Genomic DNA, 12,268 nt, shown 5'->3' with positions numbered 1-12,268 from the left:
CCCCCAACCACGCCGCCTCCAACCACGCCGCCTCCAACCGATAGTTCACCTCCGACGACCGATAAAGTCGTCGGTACCAGCGGAGCCGATGTTCTTAAGGCAAACGGTGCCGGTGCCCACACAATGACCGGCTACGGCGGCAACGACGATTACTATGTCGACCATGCAAACGACAAGGTGGTCGAGGCCGCTGGCCAGGGCCAGGACAGGGTGTGGACCTCCGTGAGCTATGCGCTCGCGGCCGGTTCGTCGATTGAAGTCCTTGGCACCACCAAGGACGCCGGCACCACCGCAATCAACCTGACCGGCAACGAATTGGCTCAAACCATCCACGGCAATGCCGGTAACAACGTCATCAACGGCGGCGGCGGCGCCGACAAGATGGTCGGCTTTGGCGGCAACGACGATTACTATGTCGACAATACCGGCGACAGGGTGATCGAGTCCGCTGGCCAGGGTCAAGACAGGATATGGACTTCCGTGAGCTACGCGCTCGAGGCCGGCTCTTCGATTGAAGTCCTTGGCACCACGAAGGATAACGGCACCACGGCAATCAACCTGACCGGCAACGAGTTGGCTCAAACCATCCACGGCAACGATGGCGCCAATGTCATCAACGGCGGCGGCGGCGCCGATAAGTTGCGTGGCTTTGGCGGCAACGACATTTTCGTCTTCGATAGCGCCCTTGGTAAGGGCAATGTCGACAAGATTGTCGACTTCAACGCGTCCCAGGACAAGATCCACCTCGAGAACGCCATTTTTGCCGGGCTGAGCGCGGGCGCGCTCACAGCCGCCGCTTTCTTTGCCGGGACGGCCGCGCACGACAGCTCCGACCACATCATCTATAACAGCTCAACCGGAGCGCTCTCTTTCGACAGCGACGGCATTGGCGGCGCGGCTCAGATACAGTTCGCCACCCTTTCTCCAGGCCTCTCGCTTACCGCAAGCTCATTCTTTGTGACTTGAACTCTGGCAGGGGACAACGTCCGGCGAGGGCTGCTGTGGTCAAGCAAGACCAAACAGACAGCCCTCGTTGCCTGCCAAGAATCGGCCGACCCGACATCGAGGTCTACAACGTATGAAGCACGCGGCGAACGACAGGCCGGCTCGCCTATGAGCGAGAAGACGACGGCGTCGCCTTTCCGCACTTGCAACGGGCCGACGCTTCATCGGCGCTGATGAAGGGCCAAATGTCCTTCGGCGGCGGCCACTTCCGACTGCCGCGGCTCGCGCGGTCCAGCCGTGATCCTTAGCCAGCCCACTCGCCTAGTGCTGCGCAGCAATCGCACTCAGAAATATCTCTCCGAATTCCCTGAGCTTCGCGGCGCCGACGCCATTCACTTCGGCGAAAGCGTCGAGGTCGCGCGGGCGGCGCTCAGCCATGTCGATCAGCGTGCGATCGGAGAAGATCACATAGGCCGGCACCTGGCGTTCCTTGGCAAGGCGCAGCCGCAGCGCTTTGAGCGCGGCCAGCAGCGAAGCATCGAGACCTTCGGTATCAGCAGTACCTCCGGCGGAACGCAGCTTGCCGCGCGCGGCAAGCTGCCGCGTCTCGATGCGATACTGGAACGGAATCTCGCCACGGCCGAGCGCATGGCCCTTCTCAGTGATGGCGAGACCGCCATGGCCGGACGGATCCGGCTCCAGGAAACCGCCAGCGACAAGCTGCCGGATCAGCGACAGCCAGAAATCCTTCTTGTGCGCCACTCCACCGCCGAAGCTGGCGAGCCTTTCATGGCCTCTGGCCAGCACCTTCTCGGTTTCATGGCCGAGCAGAATGTCGATGACATGGGCCGCACCGAAGCGTTCGCCGCTCTGCGCGACCGCCGCCAGGATGATGCGCGCCTCAGCCCCGCCATCCGCGCGCGGCACCTGATCGAGGCAGTTGTCGCAATTGCCGCATGGCGGCGCTTCCTCGCCGAAATAGCCAAGCAGCACCTGGCGGCGGCACTGCGCCGTCTCGCAATAGCCGATCAGCGTATCGAGCCGGCGATGCGCCCGCCTTTTGTGCTCCGCCGATGCGTCCTCGTCGTCGATGAAGAGACGCCGCATGCGGATGTCGCCGAGGCCATACAGCATATGCGCCTCGGCCTTCCGCCCGTCGCGGCCGGCGCGGCCGATCTCCTGATAGTAAGCTTCCAGGCTGCCCGGCATATCGGTGTGGAAGACATAGGCGACGTCAGGCTTGTCGATGCCCATGCCGAAGGCGATGGTCGCCACCATCACCACGCCGGACAAGGTCATGAAAGCGTTTTGATTCGCTTCACGCGCGTCCTTGCTCATGCCGGCATGATAGGCGAGCGCGGTGACGCCGTTCTGTTCGAGGAACGCCGCCATCTCTTCCGTCTTCTTGCGCGACAGGCAATAGACGATGCCGCTGCGGCCGGGATGACGCTGCACGAAATCCAGCAACTGGCGCTTGCTGTTCTGCTTGGCCTCGATGCCGAGCTTGATGTTCGGCCGGTCGAACCCCAGCACCAGGCTCTCGACGCGCCCCGCGAACAACCGCGCGGCTATGTCGGTGCGCGTGGCCTCGTCCGCCGTCGCCGTCAGCGCGATGATCGGCACCTCGGGGAAAATGCCGGAGAGCCGCGACAGCTCCTCATATTCGCGCCGGAACGCCGGCCCCCATTGCGAAATGCAATGCGCCTCGTCGATGGCGATCAAGCTTATGTCGAGCCTGGCCAGCGCCTCGAGCATGCGCTCGGTCATCAGCCGCTCCGGCGCCAGATAAAGCAGGCGTGTCTGGCCCGCCGCGACACGGCGCCATGCCGCGACATTGGCTTCGCGGTCGAGCGAAGAATTGATCGTGTCGGCCGCCACGCCGGCAAGCCGCAATGCAGCGACCTGATCCTGCATCAGGGCGACCAGCGGCGAGACAACGATGGTGAGCCCGCCAAGAACCAGCGCCGGCACCTGGTAACAGAGCGATTTGCCCGCGCCAGTCGGCATGACGGCCAGCACATGACCCCCGGCCAGCAACGTTTCCATCACGGATGCCTGGCCGGGACGAAAATCATCGAAGCCGAACACGTCCTTCAGGACGCGCCGCTTGGGATCCTCTGCAGGGACGCTCATTGGCGATGTCTGCATCAGGAAATTTCTACAATCGGTGCGCGGAAAGGCGGCGTGGAGAGGGACTGACGAAGCATCCCCTTCATTGGCTGATATTGGACCCTGATTCCAGCCCTGTTCGCTTTCGTACAAAGAACGCGCCGCTCTGCTCGGTTAATCCTATCTTCACCAAGATTGGGCAGCTTCGGGTCCTGCGGTGATGTTTCGAGTACCGCGGTGCCGCAAGGCGCCCAGGCAACAACCCGCGCCTCTCCGGAGGCGCGGGATTTCGTTTGCGAAAATGTCGTCAGTCGAGAAAATCAGCGCGGTGCGGCGTAAAACTGTCGACCAGGCGACCCGCTTCGAGCGCCCGGACGCCGTGGACAAGGTTGGACGTGACTATGAAGCTGCTCCCGGCTTCCAGGATTTCCGTCCTGCCGTCAATGGTGACCTCGAAGCGGCCCTCGGCGACGTAGCTCGCCTGGACATGCGGGTGCGAATGCAGCGTCCCGACGCCGCCCTTGTCGAAGCCGAATTCGACCATCATCAGCTCGTCGGTGTGCAGCAGAACGCGCCTGCGGTTGCCATCCGGTGTCGGCGTCCACGCGCCCTCGCCGGCATGGGCGAAAATCTTCGTTCCAGTCATCGCCAGATCCTCATCGCTTCTCATCGCGCCAGCCAGCCGCCATCCACCGGCATCACCGCGCCATGCATGTAGTTCGACGCCGGCGCCAGCAGGAAGACGGCGGCGTCGCCGATGTCTTCCGGCGCGCCCCAGCGTCCGGCCGGAATGCGCGCCAGGATCGACGCACTGCGGTCGGGATCGGCGCGCAGCGCCTCGGTATTGTTGGTCTCGATATAACCGGGCGCGATGCCGTTGACATTGATGCCTTTTGTCGCCCATTCGCAGGCGAGCAGCCGCGTAATGCCGAGCACGCCATGTTTCGAGGCGGTGTAGGAAGCAACGCGGATGCCGCCCTGGAAACTCAGCACGGAGGCGATGTTGACGATCTTGCCCTTGCGTCCGCCGGCAAACGCCCGCCTGGCAAAGTTCTGGCAGAGGAAAAAGACCGTCTTTAAATTGATGTCCATCACCTCGTCCCAATCGGCCTCGGTCAATTCGACCGCATCGGCGCGCCGGATGATGCCGGCATTGTTGACCAGCCCATCGAGCGGCCCCTTCTCGTCCCAGACGCGATCGAGCATGCTGGCGGCGGCAGCGGGATCGGCAAGGTCGGCGGCCACGGCCGCGAACGCCCCGCCCGCCGCAGCCACCTTTGCAGCCGTGTCGTCCATCGCCGAGCGGCCGACGCCGACCACCGCGCCGCCGGCGCGCGCGATCGACAGGGCGATGCCCTGGCCGATGCCGGTGTTGGCGCCGGTGACAAGGATGCGCTTGCCGGCGAGGCTGAAAGCGGCGCTCACCGCAGCTCTTCCATCGCCACCGGATCGACATCGGTATAGTCGACATTGTCGCCGGCCATCGCCCAGATGAAGGCGTAGTTGGAGGTGCCGGCGCCCGAATGGATTGACCAGCCCGGCGACAGCACCGCCTCTTCGTTGCGCATGACCAGATGGCGTGTCTCGTCCGGCTCGCCCATGAAATGAAACACGCGCGCCGCTTCCGGCAGATCGAAATAGAGATAGGCCTCCATGCGCCGGTCATGCACGTGGCACGGCATGGTGTTCCAGACCGATCCCGGCGCAAGCTGCGTCATGCCGACGACCAGTTGGCAGGTCTTCACGCCGTCGGCATGGATGAACTGGAAGATCGAGCGTTCATTGCAAGTCGCCTGGCTGCCGAGGTCGAGCCGCTTGGCGTCGCCGATGCGGATGAGCCTGCTGGGATGGCTCTGATGCGCCGGCGCGCTGAGCAGGTAGAACTTTGCCGGCTCAGCCGGGCTGGCCGAAGCGAACGACACCTCATTGGCGCCCATGCCGAGATAGAGCATATCGCGCGCCTGCAATTCGTGGGATTGGCCATCGGCCTTCACCGTCCCGGCGCCGCCAATGTTGACGGCGATCATCTCGCGGCGGTCGAGAAAATTCCTGGTCCCCGTCGGCTTGATCGCTTCGAGTGGCAGCGGTACCTCGGCGGGCATGGCGCCGCCGACGATCATGCGATCATAATGGGAATAGGTCAGGCTGATGCGGCCGGGCTGAAACAGGCCTTCGATCAGGAAATTGTGACGAAGCTCGTCCGTTCCCATCGCCGCGGCGGCAACGGGATCGATGGCGAAGCGCGATGTGAATTCCGTTTGAATCTGATTCATTGCTGCCCTGACTTCGAGAGGATCATTCGGTTGCCGCGGCCTTGACGGAGTCGGCATAAAAAACCTGCCGCGCATGCAGGCGTTCGCGATAGCGTTGCTGGCTGGCGCTGAGATGGGCGCGCATGGCCTCGCGAGCCGCCTCGGCATCGCCGGCCGAAATCGCGTTCAGGATGACCAGATGCTCGCGTTGCAGCCCCCGCTGATAGACATCGGATTGGGCAATCTCGGTGGACCAGGGCGAGGTCACGTCGCAAGGAATGGCGCGCCGTCCCAGCACGTCGAGCATCTCGACATAGAACGGGTTGTTGGTGGCGCTGGCGATCGCCCGGTGGAAGGCAAGGTCGGCCGGGCCGGTCGGCTCGCTGTTCAAGAGCAGCCGCTCGAACTCGAAGAAGGCTTCCTGGATCGCGGCTTCCTGCGCGGCGTTGCGGCGGACGGCGGCAAGCCCGGCGGATTCGATCTCGATCGCCAGCCGCACCTCGAGCACGTTGAGCGCGATCGAGTCCTTGGCTCCCATGTCGGCGGCCAGCGCGCCGAACATCGTCGAGATATGCTCGGTGGCAAAAACGCCGGCGCCCTGGCGCGGCTCGACAAGGCCGTCGGCGGCAAGCTTGGCCAGCGCCTCGCGGATGACGGTGCGGCTGACGCCGAAGGTTTCGGTCAGCTGGCCCTCGGTCGGCAGCTTCTGTCCCGGCTGGATCTCGCCCGCCTGGAGCTGCTTGCGGATCGTCGCGACGACGGTTTCCGAAAGCTTCGGTTTTCTCTCGACTCTGAGGTCGGCAATTGCCGCGGACACTTGGGAACCTCCTAGTGGAACAGGCTTGGCAGCCACAATGAAATTTCCGGCACATAGGTGACGAGCATCAAGATGGCGAAGGCCGCTCCGTAGAACGGCCAGATAGAGCGCATTGCGGTCCAGATCGGTATCCGGCCGATGGCGCAGCTGACGAACAACACGGCACCCACAGGCGGCGTGCACAGACCGATGCCGAGATTGAGGATTAGGATGACGCCGAAATGCACGGGATCGACGCCATAGGCCATAACCACGGGCAGGAAGATCGGCGTGGTGATAATGATCAGCGGCGACATGTCCATGAAGGTTCCCAGGACAAGCAGCACCACATTGATCAGCAACAGGATGACGATCTTGTCGTGTGAGATCGATTGCAGAAAGGCGACGAGTGCCGCCGGCACCCTGAGATAGGCCAGCAGCCAGCCGAAAGCGGCAGCACAACCGATGATCATCAGCACCATTGCCGTGGTGCGCACGGCGGCCGTGGTGGCGGCGACGAAATCGCCCCAGCCCATCGAACGATAGACCAGCAGCGTCACCAGGAAGGCGTATACAATGGCAATGCACGAGCTTTCCGTCGCGGTGAATACGCCGGAGCGGACACCGCCGAAGATGATGCCGATCAGGATCAGGCCGGGAATGGCGGCAAGCAGCAATTGCAGCGCCCGAGCGAAGCCGGCGAAGGGTTCCGTAGGATAGCCGCGACGACTGGCGACGAAATACGCGGTTGCCATCAGCGACAAGGCCAGCATCAAGCCCGGGATGATGCCGGCCGTGAACAGGTCCGCGATCGAGATACGTCCGCCGGCTGAGATCGAATAGATGATCATGTTGTGCGAGGGCGGGATCAGCAACGCGATGATGGCGCCGACCGAGGTGATGTTGACGGCATAGTCGATGCCGTAGCCGCGCGCCTTCATCTGCGGGATCATCAGCCCGCCGACCGCCGAGGCATCGGCCACCGCCGAGCCGGAAATGCCGCCGAACAGCGTCGACGCCGCAATGTTGACCTGGCCAAGCCCGCCGCGCAGGTGGCCGACCAGCGAGCCCGCCAGCGCCACCAGCCTGGCCGCTATGCCGCCTCTAACCATCAGGTCGCCGGCAAAGATGAAGAAGGGGATGGCCATCAGCGAAAACACGCTGACGCCGGAATTGAGTCGCTGGAACACCACCAGCGGCGGCAGGCCCAGCACCAGCACCGTCGCGAAACTGGCGACGCCGAGACAAAACGCGATCGGCGTGCCGATGATCAGCAGGAAGACGAAGGTACCGAACAGAACCGTCAGCGCCATTACAAGGCCTCCTCGCCGGTGACATATTGGTCGGCGTCGACCGGCAGCCCGGCAAACCTTCCGGCCAGCCGTTCCAGCGAAAACAGGCAGACGAGCACGCCGCCCAGGATGACCGGCAGGAAGCCAACGCCGCCCGGAAGGGCGAGAGACGGCATTACCGTGTTCCATGTCAGCCTGGCGAGCTGGATACCGTAGACGATCATGCCGGCGCCGAAGGCGAGCACGACAATATCCGAGATGCTGCGCAGCACCGCCTTGGCCGAGGGCGGCAAGAAGTAGAGCAGCACGTCGAAGCCCAGATGGGTGCGCTCGCGGACGCCGACCGCGGCACCGAGGAAGATGAACCAGCCCATCAAGAGCACCGAGAAGGACTCCGTCCAGCTCGGCGAGCGGTTGAGCAGATAGCGCGAAAACACCTGCCAGAAGATGATGACCGTCATCAATGTCAGTCCGGCGCCGCTGATCCACAGAGCGATCCTCGCCAGCCATGACAGCAGCCGTTCGGTCGCCAGCCAGAATTTTTTCATTTTACGCTTCCCCGAGGATGGCGCGGACACGCGCGCCATCCCTTTCGCCAATGGATTATTTTGTTGCCTGGATGCGGGCTGCGAGATCCTTCAGTTCGGGGGTCGACAGATACTTCTCGTAGACCGGCTTCATCGCGTCGATCAGCGGCTGCTTGTCGATCTCGCTGACCTTGACGCCGGCGGCCTCGACGATGTCGCGTGACTTCTTCTCCTGCGCGTCCCACAATTCGCGCATCTTGACGACGCTGTCCTTAGCCGCCTGCCGCACGATCGCCTGGTCTTCAGGCGTGAGCTTGTCCCAACTCGCCTTCGACATCACAAGCACTTCCGGCACGATCTGGTGCTGGTCGAGCGTATAGTGCTTGGCGACCTCATAATGCTTGGCGGACTCGAAGCTCGGCCAGTTGTTCTCCGCGCCGTCGATGACGCCGGTCTGCAACGCCGAATAGACCTCGCCATAGGCCATCGGCGTCGCATTGGCGCCGAGCGCATTGACCATGTCGACGAACACATCCGACTGGATGACGCGGAACTTCATGCCCTTCATGTCGGCCATCGAGGTGATGTCCTTCTTGGTGTTGTAGAAGGAGCGCGCCCCGGAATCGTAGAAGGCCAGCCCGACCAGATTGTGCGCCTCGAATGCTTTCAGGATCTCGTCGCCGATCGGCCCGTCCATGACATGGCGCATATGTTCGACGGAGCGGAAGATGTAGGGGAGCGACGGCACTGCGGTCTCCGGAACGATGCCGTTGAACGGTCCCATGGAAACCCGGTTCAGGTCGATGACACCGGCCTGGGTCTGCTCGATCGTGTCCTTCTCCTCGCCGAGCTGCGCCGAGTGATAGACCTCGATCGAGTAGCGGCCATCGGTGCGCTGCTTGATCAGGTCACCCATGTATTTGACCGCCTCGACCGTCGGATACCCGTCCGGATGGGTATCGGACGACCGCAGCACGGTTTCGGCATTGGCAATGCCGATCATCAGCGAGCCGCAGGCGAATGCGGCCGCCGCCAGTTTCGAAAATTGCAACATGACTTCCTCCCTTTCAACCTGGCGTCCGGCTCAAAGCCGGTACGCCTTCTTTGCAAGCGTGTAGGCAAGCTCCTTTGCCAGTTCATGCGCCTCGTCCTCGCGCAGCCGATGCTCGGCGGCCAGGCGGGCGAGATAGGCGCAGTCGACCCGGCGCGCCACATCGTGGCGGGCGGGGATGGATGGAAAGGCGCGGGTGTCGTCGTTGAAGCCGACGGTGTTGTAGAAGCCGGCGGTCTCCGTGGTCATCTCGCGGAAACGGCGCATGCCTTCCGGGCTGTCATGGAACCACCAGGCCGGCCCGAGCTTCAGCGCCGGGTAGACGCCGGCAAGCGGCGCCAGTTCGCGGGCATAGCTGGTCTCGTCGAGCGTGAAGAGGATGATGGTCACGTCGCGCTCCAGTCCGACGCAGTCGAGCAGCGGCTTCAGCGCTGTCACATAGTCCGTCCGCGTCGGAATATCGAAACCCTTGTCCCTGCCGAACTTCTGAAACATGGAAGGTGAATGGTTGCGCCAAGAACCGGGATGAATTTGCATCACCAGCCCGTCGTCGCGGCTCATCTTGGCCATCTCGGTCAGCATCTGGGCGCGAAACAGTTTGCGCTCGCGCTCGTCATCCGAACCCCGGCGGATGCGGTTGAACAGCTCTTGCGCGGCGGCATCCGACAGATGGGCGGTCTCCGCCGTCGGATGGCCATGATCGGAGGCGGTTGCGCCGAAGCCCTTGAAGAAGGCGCGCCGCTGGCGATGGGCGTCGAGATAGCCAGCCCAGTTGCCCGTATCGCAGCCGCTGATCTCGCCAAGCCGGTCGAGATTGGCCGAAAAACCCTCGAAGTCCGGATCGATCACCGCGTCCGGCCGATAGGTCGGAATGACGCGGCCTTCCCAGCCGCTGTCGCGGATCGCCTGGTGCCATCCGAGATCGTCGAGCGCGCCATCCGTCGTCGCGATGACCTCGATATTGAAGCGCTCGAACAGGGCGCGCGGGCGGAAATTCTCCCACTGCAGCAGCGTCGCGATCATATCGTACTGGCGGTCGGCCGTCGCCGCGTTCAGCGGCTCTTCAATGCCGAACAGATGGGCAAGCACATGGTCGAGCCACAAACGGGTCGGCGTGCCGCGAAACAGATAATAGTGCTCGGCAAAACGCCGCCAAATCGCCCTGCCGTCGGTCTCCACCGGTGAGCCGTCCAGGCTCGAAACGCCGAGATCCTCGAGGCGCACGCCCTGGCTGAACAGCATGCGGAAAATGTAGTGGTCCGGTACGACAAGCAATTGCGCCGGGTCGGGAAATGGTTCGTTGAGCGCATACCAGCGCGGATCTGTATGGCCGTGCGGGCTGACGATGGGCAGATCCTTGACGCCGGCATAGAGATCGCGGGCGAGCGAAAGCGGGCGCCCCTCGCCAGCAAACAGCAGATCCGGATCGGTCAGTCCTGCCATTTCGATCCTCCCGAGGGCCATCGGTAGGGCCGGTAGGAAATAATGTCAACATACAAAAAGCGGATTGTTGTATGATGACTTTGCGCAAGCGGCCCATTGTACGAAACGGAGCAGGATGTTACGCCGCCGCCGATCATCCCTGATGACGATCCACGTAATCCGACCGGACACGCCGCACCATGACGAGCAGACTTTCCAACGACACGGTTCAGGCATTGCCGGCTTCGGTCGGCGTTCCCTCATATGATCGCACCCGCTTTGCGCCTGGCATCGTCCATCTCGGCGTCGGCGCCTTCCATCGCGCTCACCAGGCGGCCTATGTCGATGAGTGTCTGGCGGCGGGCGAGACGGATTGGGGCATTGTCGGCGTCTCGCTGCGCAGCGCCGACACGCGCGATGCGCTGGCGCCGCAGGACGGTCTCTACACGCTGGCGGTGAGGGACAGCGGCGGCGAAAGCTTGAACGTCATAGGATCGATCCTCTCGCTGCTGGTGGCGCCGGAAAATCCCAGCGCGGTACTGGCTGCGCTGACCGACCCGCGCACCCGCATCGTCACGCTGACGATCACCGAAAAGGCTTATCTGCGGTCGTCCGGCGGCGGGCTCGACGCGGCTCATCCCGACATCGTCCACGATCTGGCGAACCCGCAAATGCCGAAGACAGCACATGGCTTTCTCGCCGAATCGCTTTCGCGCCGCCGCGCAGCCGGCAGTCAGCCCTTCACCGTGCTCTGCTGCGACAACCTCCCCGCCAATGGCGCGACGCTGCACCGGCTGCTGGTCGAATTCGCGGCGCTGCGCGATGCCAGGCTCTCCGCAGGTGACGCCCGGGCCACTGGCGATGCCAGCCTCGCCCAGCATATCGCAGATGAGGTGGCGTTTCCGTCGAGCATGGTCGATCGGATCGTGCCGGCGACCACCGATATTGACCGGGCACGGATATCCGGCCAGCTCGGCGTTGAGGACGCCTGGCCGGTCATGACCGAGCCGTTCCGCCAGTGGGTGATCGAGGACGACTTCCCGGCCGGCAGGCCTTCCTGGGAAAAGTTTGGCGTCACCATGGTCGGCGATGTCGGCCCGTTCGAGGACATGAAGCTCAGGCTGCTCAACGGCTCGCATTCGGCCATCGCCTATCTCGGTCTGTTGAGTGGCCATGCGACCGTCGACCGCGCCTTCGCCGATCCGGCGATCCGGCAGTTCGTCGACCAATTATGGGCCGAGGCCATCCCGACGCTGCCGCAGGATGCCGGGCTCGACACGGCGGACTATATCGCCCAGCTCGCCCAGCGTTTTTCCAACACCGCGCTCGCCCACCGCACGGCGCAAATCGCCAATGACGGCAGCCAGAAACTGCCGCAGCGCATCGTCGCCTCCGCCATCGAGCGCAGCGAGGCCGGCTCCGTCCCCGAGTACCTGACCCTGGTCGTCGCCGCCTGGATCGCCGCTTGCGAGGCGCGCGGCAAGACCTTGCCGGAAAACCATTTCACCGATCCGTTGGATCTGCCGTTGGCGGCGCTTTTTGGCGGCAACCTGCCGACGGAAGAGACGGTGGCGACCGTGTTCGACCTCGCCGGTTTCGCCAAGGAGCACGCCGGGCGCCAGGAGCTGATTGAACTGACCACTGCCCATCTCGACCGTCTGCGGCAGGGCGGGCCGGCAGGCGCCTTCGCTGCCCTGGGTGTCCAATAAAAAAGCGGGCCAAGCCCGCTTTTCAAGCGCTAATGACAGCGAAACTTTACGCCGGCAGGATCGCGCCTTCCAGCGTGGTGAGCTGGCTAAGGAACTGTTCGGCCTTGCTGCGGGTCTGGTCGTCCTTGGCGTCGGCTGCGTCTTCCTTGGCCTCCTGGATGCGGC

10 protein-coding genes and 2 pseudogenes are annotated in these 12,268 nt (G+C 63.5%); 2 read left to right on the top strand and 10 right to left on the bottom strand.

The genetic code is table 11. The features are described 5' to 3' along the window. Positions 1–966: pseudogene (locus CN311_RS14940) on the top strand (calcium-binding protein); the annotation flags it as partial. A gap of 300 nt (positions 967–1,266) precedes the next feature. Here the strand turns inward: CN311_RS14940 and recQ are convergent. The 9 genes from recQ to uxaC all read right to left on the bottom strand — a co-directional run bounded on the left by recQ (position 1,267) and on the right by uxaC (position 10,415). Then, entirely contained in the window at positions 1,267–3,078 is a 1,812-nt protein-coding gene (gene recQ / locus CN311_RS14935) for a DNA helicase RecQ (RefSeq protein ID WP_245440832.1), read from the bottom strand. A 283-nt stretch (positions 3,079–3,361) separates the two neighbouring features. After that, a complete protein-coding gene (locus CN311_RS14930) occupies positions 3,362–3,700 on the bottom strand; it encodes a cupin domain-containing protein (protein WP_097574564.1) in 339 nt (112 codons plus the stop codon). 20 nt (positions 3,701–3,720) lie between these two features. After that, positions 3,721–4,479, bottom strand: coding sequence for a 2-dehydro-3-deoxy-D-gluconate 5-dehydrogenase KduD (kduD, locus tag CN311_RS14925; protein ID WP_097574561.1), 759 nt, complete (start codon positions 4,477–4,479; stop codon positions 3,721–3,723). Continuing rightward, a complete protein-coding gene (gene kduI, locus CN311_RS14920; RefSeq protein ID WP_097574560.1) occupies positions 4,476–5,327 on the bottom strand; it encodes a 5-dehydro-4-deoxy-D-glucuronate isomerase in 852 nt (283 codons plus the stop codon). Before kduI ends, kduD begins: the two co-directional genes overlap by 4 nt. 22 nt (positions 5,328–5,349) lie before the next feature. Continuing rightward, positions 5,350–6,123: a FadR/GntR family transcriptional regulator gene (locus CN311_RS14915; protein WP_097574559.1), complete on the bottom strand. Its 774-nt coding sequence runs from the start codon at positions 6,121–6,123 to the stop codon at positions 5,350–5,352. An 11-nt stretch (positions 6,124–6,134) separates the two neighbouring features. Then, positions 6,135–7,415, bottom strand: a complete 1,281-nt coding sequence (locus CN311_RS14910; protein ID WP_097574558.1) for a TRAP transporter large permease — start codon at positions 7,413–7,415, stop codon at positions 6,135–6,137. After that, positions 7,415–7,942 (bottom strand): TRAP transporter small permease, encoded by a 528-nt coding sequence (locus CN311_RS14905; RefSeq protein WP_097574557.1) that lies wholly within the window; start codon positions 7,940–7,942, stop codon positions 7,415–7,417. The genes CN311_RS14910 and CN311_RS14905 overlap by 1 nt, the downstream gene beginning before the upstream one ends. A 55-nt stretch (positions 7,943–7,997) precedes the next feature. After that, positions 7,998–8,975 (bottom strand): TRAP transporter substrate-binding protein, encoded by a 978-nt coding sequence (locus tag CN311_RS14900; RefSeq protein WP_097574556.1) that lies wholly within the window; start codon positions 8,973–8,975, stop codon positions 7,998–8,000. Positions 8,976–9,005: 30 nt separating this feature from the next. After that, the gene (uxaC, locus tag CN311_RS14895) at positions 9,006–10,415 is read right to left on the bottom strand and encodes a glucuronate isomerase (protein WP_097574563.1); all 1,410 of its coding nucleotides are present in this window, start codon (positions 10,413–10,415) and stop codon (positions 9,006–9,008) included. Between the two features lie 179 nt (positions 10,416–10,594). Here uxaC and CN311_RS14890 point away from each other — a divergent pair, with 179 nt between their 5' ends. Further along, positions 10,595–12,103, top strand: a complete 1,509-nt coding sequence (locus tag CN311_RS14890; protein WP_097574555.1) for a mannitol dehydrogenase family protein — start codon at positions 10,595–10,597, stop codon at positions 12,101–12,103. A gap of 46 nt (positions 12,104–12,149) precedes the next feature. On the opposite strand, the pseudogene CN311_RS14885 reads toward CN311_RS14890, so the two are convergent. After that, a pseudogene (locus CN311_RS14885) lies at positions 12,150–12,268 on the bottom strand (F0F1 ATP synthase subunit epsilon); the annotation flags it as partial.

Source organism: Mesorhizobium sanjuanii, from assembly GCF_002529485.1.
Classification (GTDB): domain Bacteria; phylum Pseudomonadota; class Alphaproteobacteria; order Rhizobiales; family Rhizobiaceae; genus Mesorhizobium; species Mesorhizobium sanjuanii.
The sequence above is the reverse complement of the archived record's forward strand: the minus strand, read 5'-3'. Positions and strand labels throughout refer to the sequence as shown.

Bases quoted from the DNA above. Each gene is read 5' to 3' on its own strand.
- uxaC (WP_097574563.1), bottom strand. From the start codon at position 10,415: ATGGCAGGACTGACCGATCCGGATCTGCTGTTTGCTGGCGAGGGGCGC.
- CN311_RS14910 (WP_097574558.1), bottom strand. From the start codon at position 7,415: ATGGCGCTGACGGTTCTGTTCGGTACCTTCGTCTTCCTGCTGATCATC.
- CN311_RS14890 (WP_097574555.1), top strand. From the start codon at position 10,595: ATGACGAGCAGACTTTCCAACGACACGGTTCAGGCATTGCCGGCTTCG.
- kduI (WP_097574560.1), bottom strand. From the start codon at position 5,327: ATGAATCAGATTCAAACGGAATTCACATCGCGCTTCGCCATCGATCCC.
- CN311_RS14930 (WP_097574564.1), bottom strand. From the start codon at position 3,700: ATGACTGGAACGAAGATTTTCGCCCATGCCGGCGAGGGCGCGTGGACG.
- CN311_RS14905 (WP_097574557.1), bottom strand. From the start codon at position 7,942: ATGAAAAAATTCTGGCTGGCGACCGAACGGCTGCTGTCATGGCTGGCG.
- CN311_RS14900 (WP_097574556.1), bottom strand. From the start codon at position 8,975: ATGTTGCAATTTTCGAAACTGGCGGCGGCCGCATTCGCCTGCGGCTCG.
- recQ (WP_245440832.1), bottom strand. From the start codon at position 3,078: ATGAGCGTCCCTGCAGAGGATCCCAAGCGGCGCGTCCTGAAGGACGTG.